Below are 20,914 nucleotides of genomic sequence, written 5' to 3' on the forward strand. Positions count from 1 at the left end.
CCCGGCGGTCCCGGCCTCCCGGCCCGGTCCTCCGGGCCCGCGCTCTCGGCCCGGTGCGTCGTCGGCCGGCGGACCGCGCCCCGGACACCGGCGATTCAGCCCGCGCGGAGCATCAGGGCGATCCCCGCCGCCATCAGCGTCGCCGCCGCGACGCGCGGGGCGCCGAACCGCTCCTTGAAGACCAGCGCGCCGATCGCCGCGCCCACGACGACCGAGGACTCCCGCAGGGCGGCGACCGGCGCCAGCGGTGCCCGGGTCTGGGCCCAGAGCACCAGGCCGTACGCGACGGTGGAGAGCGCACCGCCGAGCAGGCCGCGCACCACGAAGGGCCGGACTCCGGCGAGCAGTTCACCGCGCCGGGCCGCCAGGGCGTACAGCGGTATCGGCAGGCTCTGGAGCATCAGCAGCCAGGCGGTGTAGCCGAGCGCGGTGCCGGCGGCGCGCACCCCGAGGCCGTCCACGACCGTGTACGAGGCGATGGCCAGGCCGGTGCCCACGGCCGCCACGACCGCCGCCCGGCGCGGGCGGGCACCGGATCCGCGCGCGTCCCACAGGGCGAGGCCCATCAGCCCCGCGCCGGCCGCCGCCACGCCCGCAGTCTGCCGGGCGTCCGGGCGCTCTCCCACGAACACCAGGGCGAGCACGGTGACGACGAGTGGCGCGGTGCCGCGGGCGATCGGGTACACCTGCCCGAAGTCGCCCAGCTCGAACGACCGCATCAGCAGCAGCATGTAGAGCAGATGGATCAGCACCGAGGCGATCAGATACGGCCATGCGGCGGCGGCCGGGAGCGGCACGAACCAGACGAGCACCCCGACCACGGCCAGTTCCCCGGCGCCGACCAGGGTGAAGGCGAGCAACTGGTCCTTGATGCCGTGCGCGATGGCGTTCCAGCTCGCGTGCAGCACCGCCGCGGCCAGCACCGCGGCGGTGACCAGCGGCGTCACGCAGAGCTGTCCCGGACGTCGGCCAGGGTGCCGTCGGCGTACCGGATCAGTTCCCGGGGCGGGAGCGGGAAGACGGTGTGCGGAGTGCCGGCCGCCGCCCACACCTCGTCGTGCTCCAGCAGGCGCCGGTCGGCCAGCACCCGTGAGCGGACGGCGTGGCCGAAGGGCGGCACGCCACCGATCGCGTAACCCGTGGTGGCACGCACCAGGTCCGCGTCCGCCCGGCGGACCTTCTCGGCGCCCAGCTCGGCCCGTACCAGCTCGGTGTCGACGCGGGAGGCGCCGTCGACCAGGACCAGCACGGGCTGTCCGTCCGCCTCGAACATCAGCGACTTGACGATCTGGGAGAGCTGGCAGCCGATGGCTGCCGCCGCCTCCGCGGCGGTCCGGGTGGCGTCCGGGAAGCGCCGTACGCGGGCTTCCAGTCCCAGTTCACTGAGGGCTGCGGCGAAACGGGGGTGCGCGGTGTCCGGTGTCGTCATGGCCCGACCGTAACGGTTGGTGTAGGGGCCACGCGACGGGGTTCCGGGAGGTGCACCGCCCTGCTCGCCTTACCCAGGGGGCAGAGTTCGCCCTTCTTGACTCCGCGTATCAATGCTTTCAGGGAGGAGGGTGTGGTCGCCACCGTGACGGCCGGTGCGTCACTTTCCCGAATCGCTACTGTGTGTCCGGCTGAGCAAACCTCGATGCAGTGGTTCCCGTCGGCACCGCCGGAAAAGGAAGACTTCTGCCAGTTTATTATCTCTGGCATAACCGGACCTTTCAGGTGTCCAGCACTACTTTGTTCATGAAGTCTCGTGATCGTGCAGGGTTGACTGAGTGCTTCTTGATTTCTTGATAAAGATGGCGGTGCTTGTTCAGGTGATCTTCGTCCACCAGAAGCACCCCGCCGTGGGCGGCATCCAAGTGTACTGAGTCCAACTGTGGTACCTGTGCGCCGATGTGCAGCATCGAGTAGCCTGCGTTCGAGAACCCGTCGGTGTCGAAAGGTACTACTCGTACGCAGACGCGTTCTCGTTCCGAAGCTTCGATGAGTTTCCGAAGCTGGGCGCGGGCAATTCTCCTGTCTGCGGCGCGAATGCGCAGGGCTGATTCATGGATCACCACTTCGAACGTGAGGTGCGAGGATCGGTCCAGCACCTGCTGCCGCCGCATCCTGAATGCAACGCGTGTGTCGATGTCCTGCTGCGACTGACCGGGCGATACCTGGCTGAAAAGCGCTCGTGCGTGGTCTTCCGTCTGAAGCAGCCCAGGGATTTGTGTGATCTCAACGCTGTGCAGGGACATCGCATGATGCTCCGGCTCCGCGATGTCGAGATTCCCTTGAGGCAGCACACCTCGATGGTCTTCCCACCAGCCCCTCTGCCGGCCGCGCGTCATCGCTGCAAGCGCCTCGATGAAGTCCGGTTCCGTGCACCCGTAGTAGAGCCTTGCCCACCGCTGGGATCATCACCCCGTACGTCCGGACCTCTTCGGCGCCGTCTCGAAGGTGGTCTGGTGCGAGATCGGTCGCGCGGCTGCCCCCTGCACGTGACCGGAAGACCACCACACGGATCGCGCCGCTGTGTCTCACCTCGTCGAGAGGTGGAACACAGCGGTCCCGTCAGCGTGGGGCCGCAAGCGCCATGGATCAGCCGTCAGGTCAGGACTCGCCGCAGCTGAAGGCGCCGTCGGCGGCAACCAGCGCACAGCATCGCAGCGACCGGAACGGCCGCAGCGGCCGGCGGAGGCACGCGAAGGAAAAGGAAGGGGTCAGCCCGCCGAGCCCAGGATCTTGGCGACGACCGGGCCCGCCGAGGAGCCGCCGTGGCCGCCCTGCGGCACGACGGCCGCCGCCGCTACGTCGCCGCGGTACGCGGTGAACCAGCCGTTCGGCTTCTTCTGGCCGTCGACCTCCGCCGAGCCCGTCTTGCCGCCGATGTCCCCGCCGAGCCCGGCCATCGCCTCCGCTGCGGTGCCCGAGGTGGCCGTCAGCCGCATCAGGCCGCGCAACTGCTCGGCCGTGCCGCCGGACATGGTGCGCGGGGCCTTCGCGAGCTTCCGGTCGTCGACCGACGCGGGGACCAGCACCGGCTGCCGGAAGACGCCGGACTTCACGGTCGCCGACACCGACGCCATGGTCAGCGGATTCATCCGGACGCCGCCCTGGCCGATCAGCGACGCGGCCTTCGGGGCGTCCTTCTGCACGGGCACGGCGCCGTCGAACGTCGTCACGCCCGTCTGCCAGTTCAGCCCGATGCCGAAGACGTCCCGGGCCTGCTTCGTCAGGGCGTCGTCGGCGAGCTTCTCGGCCTGGGTGATGAAGGCGGTGTTGCAGGAGCGGGCGAAGCTCTGCGAGAAGGTGCCGTTCTTGATCTCGAACTTGTCGAGGTTCTGGAACTTCCAGCCCCCGTACTCGGCGTACTTGGGGCAGGGGTGCGCCTTCTCCGGCGACGCCAGGCCCTTTTCCAGCAGCAGCGAGGTGCTCACGACCTTCATCGTCGACCCCGGGGCCAGCGAGCCCTGGAGCGCGATGTTGTAGCCGTCGGCCGGGGTGTTGGCGATCGCCAGGATCTCCCCGGTGCTGGGCTGGACCGCGACGGCCGCCGCCTTGGGATGTCCGGCCACGGCCTTCTCGGCCGCCGCCTGGAGCCCGGCGTCGAGCGTCGTCTCCAGCTCGCCCGGCACGCCCTCGGCCAGCTCCTTCAGCGTCTTGTCGGGCTCCTTGTCGCCCTCCTCGCGCTGCACGAACACCTCGACGGCCGGCTTGCCGCCCGCCTTGTCGCCGTACCGCTCCCGCAGCGCGGCCAGGATGTTCGCGAGCTGCGGGTGGTCCTCCTTGGTCAGCTCCCGGCCGTCCCGGTCGACCGCCTTGATCGGCGGGGCCTTCGACTCGCCGGTGACCAGGGTGTCGCCCTCGCCCAGCTCGGGGTGGACGACGGAGGGCTGCCACTCGACGAGCGGCTTGCCGGTGGTCTTGTCGCGGACGACGGTCAGCGCCGATTCGTACGCCAGCGTGGAACTCAGCGGTGCCGTGCGCCCCTCGCTCTCGTACGCGATGTCGGCGGTCACGGCGAACGGCACCTTCGCGCCGGACGGAGTGCCCGGCTTCAGGGCGACCTTCGCGACGTGCGCGTCCTTCCGGTAGCCCGTCAGGGCGGCGGCGGCGGCCGTGCTGTCGTCGGTGAGCGCGGCGGCCTTGCGCGGCTCGCCCGCCGCCCAGGCCGCGAGGAAGTCCCGCGCGGTGTCACGGACCTCCGCCGCGCTGGGCGGGCCCGTCTTCACCTCTTCGTCCTGGGCACCGGCCGAGGCCGTCGACGCGCTGCCGGCGGGTTCGGACACGAAGTCGTAGACGCCGTAACCGGCGACGCCGACCACCGCGGTGAACACACCACCGATGACAGCCGTCCTGGTGCCACTGCGCATCGAAGAAACCCCCACAGCCCCTCGGATCAGTCGCTCCCGCCCGGTACAAGGGGGCGACGCGGCGCACTCTACGGCATGCGGGTGACAGGTCCGCCGGGTGCCACAAGCGGTGCCACAAGCGGCGTCACGAGCGGTGTCACGAGCGGCGTGACGAGCAGTGCCACAGGCGGTGGCCGAGCGGTGCCACCCACGTGCCCGGGCGTGCCGGTCGCGGGCTGCACGCCGTGCCCGGGTGCCGGTCGCGGTGCCCGGGCGGTTGCCGCGGGCGGTGTTCGGGCCGCCGGCGCCGGCGTGGGCCGCGCCCGCCGCCCCGCGGCGCTTCACGGAAGCTTCACGGTCGCTCTCGTACGCGCCACATGCCGCCCCGGTTGGCTCCCGGGTCATGGAGGGCCTTCGCATCACACGGAATCTCGCGGTCGCCGGCTTCGCCGGTTCACTGGCCGGCGCCGCCGCCCTGCACATCGGCTGGGCGCACCGGGTCGACACCGTCCGGCACACCTTCAGCGACTACGCGCTGAGCGACGGTGCCGGCCCGGTCTTCACCGGCACCGTCGCCTGCCTCACGGCCGGATCGACGGTCCTGCTCGCCGGAATCGTACGGTCCGGGCTGCCGGTCGGTGCCCCGGCGAGGGCCCTGCTGGGCGCCTGGTGCGGCGGGCTGGCGCTCACCGCGGTCTGCCGGACCGACCCGCCGGACGGTGCCCCCACGGTGCGCGGCCTGGTGCACCGGTACGCGGCGGGCGCCGCCCTCGCCGCGCTCCCGGCCGCCGGGCTGCTGATCGCCGGGCGCCTCGACGGACTGCCCGGCCGGCGGGCGACGGCGAGATCGCTGCGCCGCACGTCCTGGGCCGGAACGGCCGCCGGGCTCGGCTTCCTCTGCGCGCACCTGTGCACCACCGCCCCGGACACCCCGGCGAGGCGCTCGGTCAGCCGCTGCCTGGGCCTGGCCGAGCGGGTCACCCTCGGCCTGGAGACGGGCCTGCTGTTCCTGCTGGCTGGTGTGCTCCGCACGGACGGGACAGGCACATGATCTGGTGCGCCGTCGTCCTGGCCGTCCTGAACTCCTGCTGTTTCGCGGCCGGTACGCGCCTTCAGCACGGCGGGTCCGCGGAACCGGAGCCGCTCCTGCGGGCGATGCGGCGGCCCCGCTGGCTGGCCGGTCTCGCGCTGATCGCGCTGGGCGGGGCCTGCCAGCTCGCGGCCATGCAACTGGCCCCGCTGACCGTGGTCCAGCCGGTGGGCGTGCTCGGCATCGTGATCGGCGTGGTGTGGGGCCTCCGGGCAGGCGGGGTCCGGCCGGGGTGGCGTACCGGCTGCGGGCTGGCGGCGATCCTCGTCGGGGCGGGGACGTTCGCGGTGCTGGCCGCGCTGCACACCGTGCCCGCCCCGGTCACCACGGACGCGCAGATCCGGGCCGGCGCGGCGGTCTGCGCGGCGGCGGTGGTCTGCCGCCTGGCCGGTGGCGTGCTCGGCGGCCGGGCCCGGTGCCTGGTCCTGGGGGTGGGCGGGGGCGCCGCGTACGGCTACGCCTCGGTGCTGGCCCGGGCCGCCACGGAGCGGTACGCGGAGCACGGTGTGAGCGCGGGCCTGCTCGGCACGCTCTCCGCTCTGGCGGCGACGGTCCTCATCGGCTTCTGGCTCGTGCAACGCGCCTACGCCGACGGCCCGCCGGAGACCACGGTGGCGAGCATCACCGTCACGGACCCGATGGTCTCGGTCGCCATCGGCATCGGCCTGCTCGGCGAGGCCCCGGACCTGACCGTTTCGACCGCGGGCTGGGGGCTGGCCTGCGCGGCCCTGGCGGCCGCCGGAGTCGTCGGCCTCGCGCGGGACGTCCCCGCCGGCCGCTCGGGGAACCGCCTGGCCGGACCGGGACCGCCCTCTCCCGGCATGCCGGACCCCGCGCCGCCGGCCCCGCGGCCTCCCGCCGCTGCCCCGCACCCCGCCCGTTCTCCTTCCTCCTCTCCCTTCTCCTCGTCCCCTTCTCCCGATCCGTCGCCGTCGCCGTCGCCATCTCCAACCCCATCACCATCACCACCCCCCTCGCCGTCACCCGTCCTCTTTCCCTTCCCCTCTCCCTCTCCCTTTCCGGGTCCCCTTCCGCACGACAGGAGCACCTCATGGCCACCGGTCCCCGGCAGCGCATCGTCATCGGCGCGGACACGTATCCCCCCGACGTCAACGGAGCCGCCAACTTCGCCCATCGCCTGGCCGACGGTCTCGCCCGCCGGGGCCACGACGTCCATGTGGTCGCTCCCCACCCGGGCGCCGGTCCGGAGCGCGTCACGGCCGGCGGTGTGACGGTGCACCGGCTCCGCTCGCACCGCACCCCGTTCCATCCCACCTTCCGGGTCTGCCTGCCCCCGCAGATTCGCGGCTCCGCCGCCCGGCTGCTGGACCGCATCGCGCCCGACGCGGTCCATGTGCAGTCGCACTTCGCGGTGGGCCGGACCCTGGTCGGAGCCGCACGCCGCAGAGGTGTTCCCGTGGTGGCGACCAATCACTTCATGCCGGAGAACCTCATCGGCTACGCCCCGCTGCCGGACCGCTTCGCCGCGGCCGCGTGCAAGCCGGCCTGGCGCGATCTGGTACGGGTCTTCCGGCACGCCCAGGTCGTCACCGCCCCCACGCCCCGCGCCGCACGACTGCTGCCCGAGCACGGTCTGGGCCGCACCCCGCTGGCGGTGTCCTGCGGACTGGACCTGGACCGGTTCGCACAGCCCGCGGCGGAGCGGACGGACGAACGGCTGCGCGTGCTGTTCGTGGGCCGGCTGGACGCCGAGAAGAACGTGCAGGACATCCTGCGCGCCCTGCCGCGGCTCCCCGCCGGGCTCCCGGTCACGGCCGAGATCGTGGGCGACGGGTCCCGCCGCGGCGAACTGGAGGACCTGGCCCGCGCACTCGGTGTCGCGGACCGTGTCACCTTCCACGGCCTGGTGGCGGACCAGGAGGTGCTGGACGCCTACGCCCGCTGCGACGTGTTCTGCATGCCCGGCACCGCGGAGCTGCAGAGCCTGGTCACCATGGAGGCCATGGCGGCCGGCAAACCCGTCGTCGCCGCCGACGCGATGGCCCTGCCGCACCTGGTGCACCCCGGACGCAACGGGCTGCTCTATCCGCCCGGCGACATCCCGGCCCTGGCCGCGGCCCTCGCCTCGGTCCTCGGTGACGCCGGCATGCGGACCCGCATGGGGGAGGCCGCCCGCGGGATCGTGGCGCGGCACGACATCGGGCACACTCTTGACACCTTCGAAACCCTCTACCGGGAGGCCGCCGAGGCGGCCCGCCGCCTTCCGAAGCCCCGTGACAGGAGAGAGCCCCGTGACAGGAGGGTCCGTGGCAGCGAGAGTCCCGAGTACGCGGCGCATTCTGGTCGTTGACGACGAGCCGAAGATCCGGATGACGCTGCGCGGCTATCTGGAGGCGGACGGCTTCGAGGTGCTGGAGGCGCCGGACGGCCCGTCGGCTCTCGCCGCGGTCGCCCGGGAACGGCCCGACCTGGTGGTGCTCGACGTCATGCTGCCCGGCCTCGACGGGTTCGAGGTGCTGCGCCGGATCCGGGCGGCCGGCCAGGTGCCCGTCATCCTGCTCACCGCCCGGGCGGAGGAGGTGGACCGGGTCATCGGGTTCACCGCGGGCAGCGACGACTACGTCACCAAGCCGTTCAGCCCGCGTGAACTCGCGCTGCGGGCCCGGGCCGTGCTGCGGCGCGCCGAGGGCGCCGAGCAGGCCGAGGAGGACCCGGCGTTGCGGTTCGACGGTCTGGTCGTCGATCCGGACACCCGCACGGTCGTCGCCGACGGCGACCGGGCGGTGGAACTGTCGGCGCTCGACTTCGACCTGCTGCTGGCCATGGCCCGCGCGCCGGGCCGGGTGTTCACGCGCCGGGGGCTGATCGAGCACGTGTGGGGCCGGGACTTCTTCGGCGACGAGCGCGTGGTGGACGTGCACATCCGTACGCTGCGGCGCGCGCTCGGGGACGACGCGAACGCGCCCCGGTTCGTCGGCACGGTACGCGCCATCGGCTACCGCTTCCTCGCCCGTCCCGCCGCCGGGCCCGCCGGGACCCGCCGGCCGTGAAGGCTGTGAGGCCCGCGAAACCCGCCGAGCGCGGTGAGGCAGCGAAGGCCGTGAAGGCGGCCGGCCCCGCTGGGGCCGCGAAGCCCGTTGAGGCAGCGAAGGCCAACGAGGCCCGCCGGGCCCGTTGAGCCGGAGAAGGCGTGGAGGCGGAGACCGTGTGGGCCGTGGACATGATGAGGGCTGTGAGGGCTGTGAGGGCTGTGAGGGCTGTGAAGGTCGCGAGGGCTGTGAGGGCTGCGAGGGCCGTGAAGGTCGCGAGGGCCGTGAAGGCCGTGAAGGCCGTGAAGAACGCGGGAGCGCCGAAGAGCGCGACCGGGCCGCGGAACGGGACGCTCCAGCGGGCTCTGGCCGCCCTCGTCCCCACCCCGGCCCGCCGTCTGTCGAGCCGCCTGGTGCGGCGGCTGCCGCCGCTGCCGCTGACGCTGCGCCTGGCGCTGTCCCACATGACCGTCCTCGTCGTGGCGTTCATCGCGATGAACCTCGCCAGCGACCGCTTCGCCGACGGTTACGGGCCCGGCGCCATGGCACCCCCCGGCCTCCCGTCGTTGCCCGAGGCCGGGTCGCTGACCGAGGCCGCGTCGCAGGCCCAGGTCGCGTGGCTGACCGAGGCCGTGTGGGCGGCCCGGGGCGGCGGGGACGCCGAACTCGACCAACTCTTCTGGGCCGCGCTGGTCGTCGGTCTGGCCGCGGCGCTGGTCCTGTCGCTGATCTTCTCGCGGTTTCTGCTGCGGCCCCTGCGGCAGGTCCGCGCCGCGACCCACCGACTCGCCGACGGGCACTACGACGAGGTGCTCGACGTCCCCCGCGAGCCGGGACTCGCCGCCCTGGTGGAGGACGTCAACCGGCTCGCGACCGCCCTCGCCGACGTCGAACGCCGCCGCGCCCGGCTGGTCTCGGAGATCGCCCACGAGATGCGCACCCCGATCACCACGCTCAGCGGCCAGATCGAGGGCATGGCCGACGGCATCTTCACCGCCGACGACGCCATGTTCGCCTCCCTCACCGACGACCTCGCCCGGATGCGGCGCCTCACGGACGACCTGTCCAGCCTGTCCCGCGTGGAGGAGGGCGCCTTCACCCTGCGCCGGACGCCCACCGACGTGTCCGCCCTGGCGGAGAGCACCGCGGAGCGGCTGCGCCCCCAGTTCGACGACGGCCGGGTCGCGCTCACCGTGGCCCCGGGCCCGCCGGTCACGGCCCTGCTCGACCCGGACCGCGTCGCCCAGGTCCTGGTCAACCTCCTGGGCAACGCGCTGGCCGCCAGCGATCCGGGCGACCGGGTCTCGGTGACCGTGCGCTCCGGCCACGACCCGGTGCCGTACGCCGAGTTCGCCGTCCGGGACGAGGGGATCGGCATCGCCGAGCAGGACCTGGAGCGGGTCTTCACCCGCTTCGAACGGGTCGAGCATCCCGGACGCGCGGCCCCCGCGGGCGGCAGCGGCATCGGTCTGACCATCGCCCGCGGCATCGTCCGCGCCCACGGCGGCGACATCACGGCCACCTCCGCCGGGCCGGGCCGGGGCGCGGTCTTCACCGTCCGGCTGCCCCTGCGGCCGGGCACCGGTTCCGCCGGGACCGCCGCCGGGACCGCCGGCACCGTGACCGGCGGTTGACGGGGGCGCCGGGCCGGTCCCGGGCGGCGCCCCCGTCCCGGCTAGACCCAGGTGTCCAGCCACATCCGGTCCTGCCAGTCCCCGATCGGGACCGGCTGCCCGGTGTAGAGCGGGAAGAAGTAGACGAAGCTCCAGACGACCAGCAGTACGAGCACCCCGGCCGCGACCGCGCCCACCACCCGCCGCCGCTCCGAGGCCCCCGGCGGCCCGAGCAGCGCGCCGGTCGTCATGGCCACCGCGAGGCAGAGGAACGGCACGAACACCACCGCGTAGAAGAGGAAGATCGTCCGCTCCTGGTACAGGAACCAGGGCAGCCAGCCCGCGACGACCCCGCACAGGATCGCGCCCGCGCGCCAGTCCCGGCGGAAGCCCCAGCGGTAGACCATGTACAGCAGCGCGAACGCCGCCGCCCACCACAGCACCGGCGTGCCGAGCGCCAGCACCTCGCGCGCGCACTTGTCGGCGGTGTCCGCCGGGCAGCCGTCCTTGCCGGGCTCCGGCGACTCGTAGAAGTAGGAGACGGGGCGGCCCAGCACGATCCAGGACCACGGGTTCGACTCGTAGGTGTGCGGCGAGGTCAGGCCGACGTGGAAGTTGTAGACCTCCGTCTGGTAGTGCCACAGGCTGCGCAGCGACTCCGGCACCCAGGTCATGTCGAACCGCGGCAGCGGCAGCTTCCAGCCGGTCAGCGGCACCGGCAGCGAGTCCGGCGAGACGCCCGCGCGGCCCTGCGCCCAGTCCCGGAAGTAGCCGCCGCGGGTGACGAACCAGCCGGCCCAGGAGGCGACGTACGTCAGCACCGCGACCGGCACGACCGACACGAACGCGGGCAGCGCGTCCCGGCGCAGCATCGAGCGGTACGGCCGCCGGGCCCCGGCCGTGCGGCGCGCCCCGGCGTCCCACAACACGGTCAGCAGCCCGAACGCGACCAGCACGTACAGACCGTTCCACTTCGTCGCGAAGGCCAGCCCGAGGCACAGCCCGGCCGCCAGCCGCCACGGCCGCGCCCCCAGCCGCAGCCGGTCACCGACCGCCGCGTCCGGCCGTACGCCGCCGTCGTCGGTCACCGGCAGCGCGGCCGCCAGCCGGGCCCGCGCCCGGTCCCGGTCGACCAGCAGACAGCCGAAGGCCGCCAGCACCCAGAACATCACGACCAGGTCCAGCAGCGCGGTGCGGCTCATCACGAAGTGCAGCCCGTCCACGGCGAGCAGCCCGCCCGCCAGGCAGCCGAGCGCGGTGGACCGGAACAGCCGCCGCCCGATGCGGCACACCAGCAGCACGGACAGCGTGCCGAGCACCGCGGGCATGAACCGCCAGCCGAACGGCGTCAGCCCGAACATCCACTCGCCGAGGGCGATCGTCCACTTGCCGACCGGCGGGTGCACCACATAGCTGTGCTCCGGGCTCAGCGGAATCCGCGGCGGGTCCTGGAGGATCTGCTCGTTGGCGTTCTTCGGCCAGCTGCCCTCGTAGCCGTACTGGAGCAGCGACCAGGCGTCCTTGGCGTAGTACGTCTCGTCGAATATCACCGCTTCCGGGCTGCCGAGCTGCCAGAAGCGGAGCAGCCCCGCGAGCAGCGCGACCAGCAGCGGTCCCACCCAGGCCGACCAGCGCACGAACCGTTCCGCGGTGAGCGGGTCCAGTCCGAGCATGGTCCACACCCTCGTGCCCGCGGCGCGGTAGGGGGGCACCAGCCGGTCGCGGACGGTCGTCCGGGGCCGGCCGACGTGCCCGAAACGGCGCAGCCGCAGCTGCCAGCTGGTCGTCCCGGCCTCCTGGGCGGTGGCGCCGGAGGGCTGCTCGCGGAGCTGCTGTGCCTGCGGGGGCCCTGTCGCGGTGTCACTGGTCACCGCGCCATCGTAGGGAACGCGGCCGGGCGACTCGCGGGCCGCCGCCGTGCGAGCCGGGCCGGCGGTGCGCCGGCCCGGCCGCGGCCGGCCGCAACCGCCTTCCCCGCGACGACGGGTGCTCGGTTGTCGGCCACTTTGCTCGACGAGTCTTGGCCAATCCTTGGCTGAACATTGAATTAGCTGGTGGGGGCGGGTATTCGTGTCCTTCGGGCGGGTCTGATCGCGGGGTCTGATCGCGGGGTCTGATTGCGGGGGTACGGGCGATGACTGTCGGATTCACGCTGCTCGGTCCGGTCGAGGCGGTCGCCGACGGACGGCAGCTCGACCTCGGCCACGCCCGGCAGCGCTCCGTACTGGCGGTGCTGCTCGCCGAGGCGAACCGTGCCGTGCCGACCGGGGAACTCGCCGACCGGGTCTGGGGAAACCGGTCGCCGCAGCGCCACCGCAACACGCTGCACAGCTATCTCTCCCGGATCCGGCAGGCCCTGGAGGCCGCCCGGGACGCGGGCGGCGACGCGACCCTGGAGCGGCAGCCGGGCGGCTACTGCCTCACCGTCGATCCGGACTCCGTGGACCTGCACCGCTTCACCGCCCTGCTCGCGCGGGCCCGGGCGAGCGGAACGGACGAGGAGGCGGCCGCCCTCTTCGAGCAGGCCCTCGGCCTGTGGCGCGGCGAGGCCCTGGCCGGCCTGGACACCCCCTGGTTCGGAGCGCTCCGCGACACCCTGCACCAGCAGCGGTCCGCCGCCGCACTCGACCGCAACGACGCCCTGCTGCGCTGCGGCCGGCACGGCCCGCTGCTGCCCGTTCTCACCGCCGACGCGCGCGCCGACCCGCTGGACGAGCGTCTCGCCGGACAGCTGATGCTGGCGCTCCACCGCTGCGGCCGCCCGGCGGACGCCCTCGCGTACTACCGGGAACTGCGGTCGCGGCTGCGCGCCGAACTCGGCATGGACCCCAGCGCGCCGCTGCGGGAACTGCACCAGCAGATCCTGACCGCGGACCCCGGCCTGACCCTCGTACCCGGCCCGCGCACCGCTGCCGGCACCGGGGCCGGAGCGGGACCGGGCACCGCGGCCGGCACGCCGCCGCCCCGCCAGCTCCCGGCGCCGCCGCCGCTGTTCACCGGGCGCGACGGTGAACTCGCCGCGCTCACCGCCGCCCTCGCCCCCGGCGGCGACGGGGCCGCGGCGGACGCCCTCGCGATCGGGGTGATCGGCGGCATCGGCGGGGTCGGCAAGACCTGGCTGGCCGTGCGCTGGGCCCACGACCATCTCGACCGGTTCCCCGACGGACAGCTGTACGTGAACCTCCGGGGCTTCGACCCGTCCGCCCCGCCCGTGCCGCCGGCCTCCGCCATCCGGCAGCTGCTCGACGCCCTGGACGTGCGCCCCGCCTCGGTCCCGCCGGACCCCGAGGCGCTCGCCGGGTACTACCGCGGCCTCCTCGCCGACCGGCGCATGCTGATCCTGCTGGACAACGCGCGCGACGCCGAGCAGGTCCGCCCCCTGCTGCCCGGCGGCACCGGCTGCACCGTGCTCGTCACCAGCCGGAACCGGCTCGGCTCGCTCGTCACCACGCACGGCGCCCGCACGCTCCCGCTCGGCTCCCTCCCCGCTCCCGAGGCCCGCGCGCTGCTCACCCGGCACCTCGGGCCGCAGCGGATCGCCGCCGAGCCCGACGCGGTGTCCGCGCTGCTGGAGCACTGCTCCGGCCTGCCGCTCGCGCTGGGTGTCGTGGCCGCCCGGGCCGCCGCGCACCCCGGTTTCCCGCTCGCCGGGCTGGCGGGTGAGCTGCGCGAGTCCGCCGACCGCCTCGACGCCCTCGGGGACGCCGACCTGACAGCCGATCTTCGTGCCGTCTTCTCCTCCTCGTACCACGCCCTCGGCGAGGAGGCGGCCCGGCTCTACGGGCTGCTGGGCCTGGTGCCGGGACCCGACTGCGGGCTGCACGCGGCGGCCTCGCTCGCCGCGACCACCCCCGCCCGCGCCCGCGTGCACCTGCGGGAACTCGAAGCCGCCCATCTGGTCGAGCAGCACGCGCCCGGCCGGTACCGGATGCACGACCTCGTACGCCTGCACGCCGCCGAACGCGGAAACCCGGAGGGGCCGGACGACGCCCGCGACGCGGCCGTACGGCGCCTGGTCGACTTCCATCTGCACACCGGCCTGGCGGCGAACCGGTTGCTGGACGGCGTGCACACGCCGTTCGCGCCGGAGCCCGCCCCGCCCGCCCCCGGCTGCGTGCCCGCGCCGCTGCCGGACACGGCGGCGGCCCTGGCCTGGCTCGAGACCGAGCATCCCGGCATCCGGGGGGCCCAGCTGCTGGCCCTGGAACAGGGCCGGTACGCCCCCGTCTGGCAGCTGGCCTGGACGCTGATCCCCTTTCACTGGGGCGGCGGCCGGTTCCGGGAACACCTCGACGTCTGGCGCACCGGTCTGACCGCCGCCGAACGCGCGGGTGACCCGCTCGCCGAGGCCCTGGCGCACTGGCGGCTCGGGCAGGCGTGCTCCCATCTCGGGCGCGGCCCCGACGCCTTCCGCCATCTGCGCCGCGCGCTCACGCTGTGCGAGCGGTCCGCCGACACCGCGGGCCGGGCCCATGTGCACCGCACCCTCGGCTGGGTCAGCGAGCAGCAGGGCGACGAGCAGGGGGCGCTCGCCCACGCCCTCCGCGCCCTGCGGCTCTACCGGCGGCTCGGCAACACCGGGTGGCTGGCGGGCCAGCTCAACGCCGTGGGCTGGTGCCACGCCCAGCTGGGCCGGTACGAGGAGGCGCTGACCCACTGCGAGGAAGCCCTCGCCCTGTTCCGCAAGGCGGACGGGGACGCGGGTACCGCCTCGACCCTGGACAGCCTCGGCTACATCGCGCACCGCCTGGGCCGGCCCGCCGACGCCGTCGGCCACTACCGGGAGGCCCTCGCCCTCTTCCGGAACACCGGGAACGTCTACGACGAGGCCGACACCCTGGCCCGCCTCGGGGACGCGCTGGAGGCACTGGGCCGGCACGCCGAGGCCCGCGCGGCGCGCGAGGAGGCCGTCGGCCTCTACCGGGCCCAGCGGCGGTCGGAGGAGGCCCGGCGGACGGCGGAGCGGCTGGGTGACCGGCGGGCGGCCGGGCCGGAGCGGGAGCCGGAGCGGGAGCCGGAGCGGGAGCCGGAGCCGGGGCCTGAGCGGCAGCCGGAGCAGGAGCGGCAGCCCGAGCAGGAGCGGCAGCCGGAGGCCGGGCAGCGCTGAACCTGTCACCGGGCCCTGCGAGGATGGCCGGGTGACAGGAACGCTCGTACTGGCAGGAACACCCATCGGCGACACCGCGGACGCGCCGCCGCGGCTGGCCCAGGAGCTGGCGGGCGCCGACGTGGTGGCCGCCGAGGACACCCGGCGGCTGCGGCGGCTCACCCAGGCGCTGGGGGTGCGGCCGGGCGGGCGGATCGTGTCGTACTTCGAGGGCAACGAGGCGGCGCGCACCCCCGAACTGGTGGAGGAGCTGGCGGGCGGGGCGCGGGTGCTGCTGGTGACGGACGCCGGGATGCCGTCCGTGTCGGACCCCGGCTACCGGCTGGTCGCGGCGGCCGTGGAGCGGGGTGTGCGGGTCACCGCCGTGCCGGGACCGTCCGCCGTGCTGACCGCGCTCGCGCTGTCCGGGCTGCCCGTGGACCGGTTCTGCTTCGAGGGCTTCCTGCCGCGCAAGGCCGGTGAACGGCTGGGCCGGCTGCGGGAGGCCGCCGGCGAGCGGCGCACCCTGGTCTACTTCGAGGCGCCGCACCGGCTCGACGCCACGCTCGGGGCCATGGCGGAGGTCTTCGGCCCACAGCGGCGCGCCGCGGTCTGCCGGGAGCTGACCAAGACGTACGAGGAAGTGCGCCGCGGCCCCCTGGCGGAGCTAGCGGAGTGGGCCGCGGAGGGCGTACGGGGTGAGATCACCGTGGTCGTCGAGGGCGCCCCGGAACCGGGCCCGCAGGAGCTGGGCCCGGCCGAACTGGTCCGCCGGGTCCGGATTCGCGAGGAGGCGGGGGAGCGGCGCAAGGAGGCGATCGCGGCGGTCGCGGCCGAGGCGGGGCTGCCGAAGCGTGAGGTGTTCGACGCGGTGGTCGACGCCAAGAACGCCGAGAAGGCAGGGAACGCAGGGAACGCCGGGAAGGCAGGGAAGGCCAAGAACGCCGAGTAGGCCGGGAACGCCGGGAACGCCGAGGCCGGGAAGGCCGACGAGCCGAGCGGGCCGAGGCGGGCTGAGCGGGAGCGGCTGAGCAGGGGAGCGGGAGCGGCTGAGCAGGGGAGCGGGAGCGCGGGCGAGCAGGGGGGAGCGGGCCGGGTGGGGGCGGGGGCCGGTCGGTCCGGAACGCCGGGCGGGACGAGAAGAAGAGTGACGGAAACGTCCGGCCGAAATTCAGGGCGGGTCAGGGCAATTCGGGCTCCGGATGGAGAATTTCGGGAGCAGGATGTCAGTCGCGCGTGCTGTGATGGTGGCGGGCCCGGGCGAATCGGCCCTCCCCGGTGTTCCCGTACCGGATCGTCACCGCAAGATCTCCTGACGGTGAGCGGCGCGACGGCGGCCTGATCTCTTCAGCTCCTGTGAGGTGTGCTCGACCATGAACAACCCCGTGCGCGGCGGGACCGCGGACCCCGGCGTCGATTCCGGTGCGCCGCCCCCGCAGGCCAACGTCCTGATAGGCGTGCTGGTCGTCTCGGCCTTCGTGATGATCCTCAACGAGACGATCCTGAGCGTCGCCCTGCGCGACCTCACCGTCGACCTCGGGGTCTCGACCACGACGACCCAGTGGCTGACCAGCGGCTTCCTGCTGACCATGGCCGTCGTCATACCCATCACCGGCTTTCTGCTCGAACGATTCACCGCGCGCCAGGTCTTCCTCGCCTCGCTGACGCTGTTCAGCACCGGCACACTCGTCAGCGCCCTCGCGCCCGGGTTCGCCGTGCTGCTGGCCGGCCGGGTGGTGCAGGCGTGCGGCACGGCGGTGATGCTGCCGCTGCTGATGACCTCGGTGATGCGCCTCGTACCGCCCCGCAAGCGCGGCGCGACGATGGGGACGATCAGCATCGTCATCGCGGTCGCCCCCGCCGTGGGACCGACCGTGGGCGGCGCCGTGCTGGCCTCGCTCGGCTGGCGCTGGATGTTCTGGATCGTGCTGCCGCTGGCCGTGGCCGCCCTCGCGGTGGGCGCCGTCCGGATGCGCCTGGACAGCGAGACCCGGAAGGTGCCGCTGGACGTGCCCTCGGTGCTGCTGTCCGCCGTCGGCTTCGGCGGTGTCCTCTACGGCCTGGCCTCCGTCGGCGAGTCCGGCGGGGAGCACGCGGTGCCCCCGTGGGTGCCGGTGCTGATCGGTCTGGCCGCGCTGGCCGTGTTCGTCGCGCGGCAGCTCCGGCTGCAGCGCCGGGACCTCGCGCTGCTCGATCTGCGCCCGTTCAAGGTCCGCGCCTTCACCGTCGCCCTGATCCTGTCCGCGCTGCTCTTCATGTGTCTGCTGGGCGTCGGGTCGATCATGCTGCCGCTGTACCTCCAGACGGTGCTGGACACCAGCACGTTCGTCAGCGGCCTGGCCGTCCTTCCCGGCGGGCTGCTGCTGGGTCTGCTCGGCCGGCCCGTTGGCCGGCTGTTCGACCGCTTCGGGGCCCGCCCGCTGGTCGTGCCCGGCGCGCTCTCCATGGCGGTCTCGCTCTGGCTGATGGCGCTCCTCGGCGAGGACTCGCCGCTGGCCGCCGTGATCGCCATCCACGTGCTGCTCATGGCGGGCCTCGGGCTGATGATGACGCCGCTGATGACGGAGTCCCTCGGCTCGCTGCCCGAGCATCTCCACTCCCACGGCAGCGCGATCCTCGCCACCCTCCAGCAGGTCTCCGGGGCGTTCGGCACGGCCGTGTTCGTCACCGTCGCCTCGCTCGGCACCTCCGCGCCGTCGGGCGCGCCGGACGCCGGGGGCCTGCGGGCCGCGTTCGTCGTCGCCGGAGTCATCGGCCTGCTCGCCTTCCTCGCCTCGCTCTTCGTCCGCCGCTCTCCGGGCCCCGGCCGGGAGGTCACCCCGCCGGTGGCGGCCCCGGACGACGCCGGAGCCGAGCGGGAGCCCTCCGGGACGGCTTCGGGAATCTGACGGGACCGGACCGCGGCGGGCCGCGCCGCCGCGGCCCGCGTCCGGACGGACGCCCGGAACGGAGCCTTCCGGCGAACGGGACCGCGGGCCGCCGAAGGTCTATCGTGAAAGGAAGCCCTCCCTGTGGCAGGGCCGTTCCGCCGCGGGGAGCTTGTCCGCTGGACAAGAGGAGCCGGCATGAGTGAATACGCAGGCACTTCGCGCGGCGTCCCCCCGCGACCCGCGCCCGCACCGCCGCCGTCCGCAGAGCCACCGCCGTCCGGCCGGCCGCCACCCGGGCAGTCACCACCCGGTTCGTCTCCGTCCGGACCGCCCGGAGCGTCGGCATCGTCTCCGTCCGGACCGCCGGGAGCGTCCCGGTCCGGGGCCCCGGCGGGGACCGCGGCCGATTCCGCGCCCGAGGTCGTGCACGAGGCGTACTCCTTCGCGTGCATGCGGTGCGGCCACGGTTGGGAGGAGTCGTACGACATCGCGCACCACCGCGACGGCTCCGGCCGCCCGTACGTCGTCTACTACGCGCACGGCCGCCGCGTCCCGTCCCCGCTGACCCGGCCCAGCTGCACCCTGTGCGGGGGCTCGGTGGTCCGCATCATGCGCTCGGGCCGGGTGGAATCCGCGCGCGGCGGTTCGCTGTTCGAGCAGGCCGTGCCGATGGCCGGGCCGCTGTTCGTACCGGAGCCGCCCGGGCAGGGCCCCGTGCCGCCGTCGCCCCTGTCCGGTGCGATGAGCGAGCAGAGCGAGCGGCGGCCCCCGCGGACACGGGGAGCCGGGGCCGCGCCGCCGGGCGGCGAAGCGGCGGGAGAGAGTGGCCGGCACCGGAATTTCGCCGACCTGCTGCACGTCTTCCAGCGCGGACGCCACTGACAGGGGCCGCGGACGCGGCTGAAACCGGAGCGCGCGGACCCGGTCGAAACCGGAGCGCGCGGACGCGGCTGACGGGAGCGCGCGGACGCGGCTCGCCGGAACGCGGGAACGCGGGAACGTCCGGGCGAACGCGGGCACGGTGCTGATGCGCGACCGAGCGAAGGGCGTGGACGGGCCGGCCGGGTTGGCCCGGGGCGGCCTCGGACGTCGGGTGCTGTCCCCGGAGTTCCTGTGCCGTCCTCCATGGAGCCGTGCCAGTCGGGGTGGTCCGGGGCCAGGTCGAGCACGGTGGCGGAGTGCGCGCGCAGGCTCGGCGCCCCCCGGAGTTCCTGTGCCGCCACCGGGATTCCGGCGATCCCGAGACCCCGGACCGGCTCCGAGCCCGGACCGGCTCCGAGGTCGGACCGGCTCCGAGGTCCCGGGCCTGCCCTGAGACCGGGCGACCGCGAGAGCCCGGGCGACTGCGAGAGGAGCGAGCCGACCGCGAGAGCCCGGACTGACCGCGAGAGCCCGGACCGGTCGCGAGGGACCCAGCCGACCGCGAGAGCCCGGACCGGTCGCGAGAACCCGGGTCGCCCGGAGAGCCACGTGGGAGCGCCCGGGCCCCGGTCCGGTTCCGTGCCGGCTGCCCGTAAAATCGCGGGTATGGCGGCAGCGAGTTCAGGCACAGGTGGCAAGTCCAAGCGCGACGACAAGTCCGTACCGCCGCCGCTGCCCGAGCCGCTGCGAGTGCCGGCCGCGGACTCGCACACGCATCTCGACATGCAGTCCGGCACCGTCGGGGAAGCGGTGGAGAAGGCCGCTTCGGTGGGCGTCACCACCCTGGTCCAGGTCGGCTGCGATGTCGCGGGTTCCCGTTGGGCGGCCGAGACGGCCGCCGAGCACGACGCGATCCTGGCGACGGTCGCCCTGCACCCCAACGAGGCCCCGCGGATCGTCCTCGGAGATCCCGACGGCTGGTCCCGGCAGGGCCCGCGCGAGCCAGGCGGCGGGGCCGCGCTCGACGCGGCGCTGGCCGAGATCGACGCGCTCGCCGCGCTGCCGCAGGTCAGGGGCGTCGGTGAGACCGGCCTCGACCACTTCCGCACCGGTCCCGAGGGCATGGCCGCGCAGCAGCTGTCCTTCCGCCGCCACATCGACATCGCCAAGCGGCACGGCAAGGCACTCGTCATCCACGACCGGGAGGCGCACGAGGACGTGCTGCGCATCCTGGACGAGGAGGGCGCGCCGGACACGGTCGTCTTCCACTGCTTCTCCGGCGACGCGGAGATGGCCAAGATCTGCGCGGACCAGGGCTATCTGATGTCCTTCGCCGGCAACGTCACCTTCAAGAACGCGCAGCCGCTGCGCGACGCGCTCGCCGTCGCGCCGCCGGAACTGCTGCTGGTCGAGACCGACGCGCCCTTCCTGACCCCGGCGCCGTACCGCGGACGGCCCAACGCGCCCTATCTGATTCCGGTCACCTTGCGGGCCATGGCCGAGGTCAAGGGGATGGACGAAGACGCGCTGGTCGCGGCGGTCGCGGCGAACACCGAGCGGGCCTTCGGCCGCTGACCGGGCACCGCCCGCACCCCCCAGTTCCCAATACGCAGCGTATTCATGTGATTTGGGAGAGTGACGGTCCTCCGCTACAGTCCGCCGCGACCGCCGGACCAGTGGAGCGTCGTGAGCACATACCAGGGAAGCCACCGCGCTGAGCGCCGAGGCGGGCCCCCGCGCGCCGCCGGACCCGAGACCGAACCGGATCCCCGGCCGGATCCCGATCTCTCCGCGTGGCCCGCGACCCGCGCGACGGGCGCGCCACGCGTGCCGGCCGGCCGGCACGCCCGCCCGGTGCCTCCGTCCCCGCCGCCGCCTTCGCCCCCGCTCCCGAGATCCGCCGACGACCGGAACCGTCCCGGCGGCGGGTCGTCGTACGGCGGTGGGGCCTGCGGCGCCGACGCGTCGCCGGGCGGTGCGTTGCCGGGTGGTGCGTTGCCGGGTGGTGCGTCGTACGGCGGTGGGGCGTACGGCAGTTCCGGGTACGGCCGTGGGGTGAACGGCGGTCCCGTG

16 protein-coding genes are annotated in these 20,914 nt (G+C 74.2%); 10 read left to right on the forward strand and 6 right to left on the reverse strand.

The window, feature by feature from the left end:
• Positions 1 to 95: 95 nt before the first annotated feature.
• From GCU69_RS30200 to GCU69_RS30220, 5 genes are all read right to left on the reverse strand, one after another.
• Complete coding sequence (locus GCU69_RS30200) at positions 96 to 947, reverse strand: DMT family transporter (protein ID WP_098755129.1); 852 nt, start codon at positions 945 to 947, stop codon at positions 96 to 98.
• Positions 944 to 1,429 (reverse strand): YbaK/EbsC family protein, encoded by a 486-nt coding sequence (locus GCU69_RS30205; protein WP_098755128.1) that lies wholly within the window; start codon positions 1,427 to 1,429, stop codon positions 944 to 946. The genes GCU69_RS30200 and GCU69_RS30205 overlap by 4 nt, the downstream gene beginning before the upstream one ends.
• Positions 1,426 to 1,698 (reverse strand): DUF397 domain-containing protein, encoded by a 273-nt coding sequence (locus tag GCU69_RS30210; RefSeq protein WP_156207785.1) that lies wholly within the window; start codon positions 1,696 to 1,698, stop codon positions 1,426 to 1,428. The genes GCU69_RS30205 and GCU69_RS30210 overlap by 4 nt, the downstream gene beginning before the upstream one ends.
• A gap of 11 nt (positions 1,699 to 1,709) precedes the next feature.
• Positions 1,710 to 2,282, reverse strand: coding sequence for a DUF5753 domain-containing protein (locus GCU69_RS30215; RefSeq protein WP_156207786.1), 573 nt, complete (start codon positions 2,280 to 2,282; stop codon positions 1,710 to 1,712).
• 417 nt (positions 2,283 to 2,699) lie between these two features.
• Positions 2,700 to 4,352: a penicillin-binding transpeptidase domain-containing protein gene (locus tag GCU69_RS30220; protein ID WP_156207787.1), complete on the reverse strand. Its 1,653-nt coding sequence runs from the start codon at positions 4,350 to 4,352 to the stop codon at positions 2,700 to 2,702.
• 382 nt (positions 4,353 to 4,734) lie between these two features.
• On the opposite strand from GCU69_RS30220, the gene GCU69_RS30225 reads away from it, so the two are divergent.
• From GCU69_RS30225 to GCU69_RS30240, 5 genes are all read left to right on the forward strand, one after another.
• A complete protein-coding gene (locus GCU69_RS30225; RefSeq protein ID WP_098755126.1) occupies positions 4,735 to 5,382 on the forward strand; it encodes a DUF998 domain-containing protein in 648 nt (215 codons plus the stop codon).
• Positions 5,379 to 6,653 (forward strand): DMT family transporter, encoded by a 1,275-nt coding sequence (locus GCU69_RS34205; protein WP_235978798.1) that lies wholly within the window; start codon positions 5,379 to 5,381, stop codon positions 6,651 to 6,653. The genes GCU69_RS30225 and GCU69_RS34205 overlap by 4 nt, the downstream gene beginning before the upstream one ends.
• Entirely contained in the window at positions 6,560 to 7,732 is a 1,173-nt protein-coding gene (locus tag GCU69_RS30230) for a glycosyltransferase (protein ID WP_235978804.1), read from the forward strand. Before GCU69_RS34205 ends, GCU69_RS30230 begins: the two co-directional genes overlap by 94 nt.
• Positions 7,689 to 8,432 (forward strand): response regulator transcription factor, encoded by a 744-nt coding sequence (locus GCU69_RS30235; RefSeq protein ID WP_235978799.1) that lies wholly within the window; start codon positions 7,689 to 7,691, stop codon positions 8,430 to 8,432. The genes GCU69_RS30230 and GCU69_RS30235 overlap by 44 nt, the downstream gene beginning before the upstream one ends.
• Positions 8,433 to 8,659: 227 nt before the next feature.
• A complete protein-coding gene (locus GCU69_RS30240; RefSeq protein ID WP_235978800.1) occupies positions 8,660 to 10,045 on the forward strand; it encodes a sensor histidine kinase in 1,386 nt (461 codons plus the stop codon).
• A gap of 41 nt (positions 10,046 to 10,086) precedes the next feature.
• Here the strand turns inward: GCU69_RS30240 and GCU69_RS30245 are convergent, their stop codons facing one another.
• Positions 10,087 to 11,796 carry a dolichyl-phosphate-mannose--protein mannosyltransferase gene (locus GCU69_RS30245; protein WP_408055862.1) on the reverse strand — a complete coding sequence of 570 codons (1,710 nt, stop codon included), beginning with the start codon at positions 11,794 to 11,796 and terminating at the stop codon, positions 10,087 to 10,089.
• A 362-nt stretch (positions 11,797 to 12,158) separates the two neighbouring features.
• Between GCU69_RS30245 and GCU69_RS30250 the strand changes: the two genes are divergently transcribed.
• The 5 genes from GCU69_RS30250 to GCU69_RS30270 all read left to right on the forward strand — a co-directional run bounded on the left by GCU69_RS30250 (position 12,159) and on the right by GCU69_RS30270 (position 20,416).
• On the forward strand, positions 12,159 to 15,131 hold the full coding sequence (locus tag GCU69_RS30250; protein WP_156207789.1) for an AfsR/SARP family transcriptional regulator: 2,973 nt from the start codon (positions 12,159 to 12,161) through the stop codon (positions 15,129 to 15,131).
• A 31-nt stretch (positions 15,132 to 15,162) separates the two neighbouring features.
• Positions 15,163 to 16,062 carry a 16S rRNA (cytidine(1402)-2'-O)-methyltransferase gene (rsmI, locus tag GCU69_RS30255; protein ID WP_156207790.1) on the forward strand — a complete coding sequence of 300 codons (900 nt, stop codon included), beginning with the start codon at positions 15,163 to 15,165 and terminating at the stop codon, positions 16,060 to 16,062.
• A 421-nt stretch (positions 16,063 to 16,483) separates the two neighbouring features.
• Complete coding sequence (locus GCU69_RS30260; RefSeq protein WP_098752314.1) at positions 16,484 to 17,998, forward strand: DHA2 family efflux MFS transporter permease subunit; 1,515 nt, start codon at positions 16,484 to 16,486, stop codon at positions 17,996 to 17,998.
• Positions 17,999 to 18,430: 432 nt separating this feature from the next.
• The gene (locus GCU69_RS30265) at positions 18,431 to 18,862 is read left to right on the forward strand and encodes a hypothetical protein (protein ID WP_235978801.1); all 432 of its coding nucleotides are present in this window, start codon (positions 18,431 to 18,433) and stop codon (positions 18,860 to 18,862) included.
• 645 nt (positions 18,863 to 19,507) lie between these two features.
• Entirely contained in the window at positions 19,508 to 20,416 is a 909-nt protein-coding gene (locus tag GCU69_RS30270) for a TatD family hydrolase (RefSeq protein ID WP_098752312.1), read from the forward strand.
• The last annotated feature ends 498 nt before the right edge of the window (positions 20,417 to 20,914 follow it).

The sequence above is a fragment of the Streptomyces lycii genome (genome assembly GCF_009735685.1).
Taxonomy (GTDB): domain Bacteria; phylum Actinomycetota; class Actinomycetes; order Streptomycetales; family Streptomycetaceae; genus Streptomyces; species Streptomyces lycii.

Coding starts and splice junctions, on each gene's coding strand:
- GCU69_RS30205 (WP_098755128.1), bottom strand. CDS start 1,429: ATGACGACACCGGACACCGCGCACCCCCGTTTCGCCGCAGCCCTCAGT.
- GCU69_RS30260 (WP_098752314.1), top strand. CDS start 16,484: ATGAACAACCCCGTGCGCGGCGGGACCGCGGACCCCGGCGTCGATTCC.
- GCU69_RS30210 (WP_156207785.1), bottom strand. CDS start 1,698: ATGCCAGAGATAATAAACTGGCAGAAGTCTTCCTTTTCCGGCGGTGCC.
- GCU69_RS30265 (WP_235978801.1), top strand. CDS start 18,431: ATGCGGTGCGGCCACGGTTGGGAGGAGTCGTACGACATCGCGCACCAC.
- GCU69_RS30225 (WP_098755126.1), top strand. CDS start 4,735: ATGGAGGGCCTTCGCATCACACGGAATCTCGCGGTCGCCGGCTTCGCC.
- GCU69_RS30250 (WP_156207789.1), top strand. CDS start 12,159: ATGACTGTCGGATTCACGCTGCTCGGTCCGGTCGAGGCGGTCGCCGAC.
- GCU69_RS30270 (WP_098752312.1), top strand. CDS start 19,508: ATGGCGGCAGCGAGTTCAGGCACAGGTGGCAAGTCCAAGCGCGACGAC.
- GCU69_RS34205 (WP_235978798.1), top strand. CDS start 5,379: ATGATCTGGTGCGCCGTCGTCCTGGCCGTCCTGAACTCCTGCTGTTTC.
- GCU69_RS30220 (WP_156207787.1), bottom strand. CDS start 4,352: ATGCGCAGTGGCACCAGGACGGCTGTCATCGGTGGTGTGTTCACCGCG.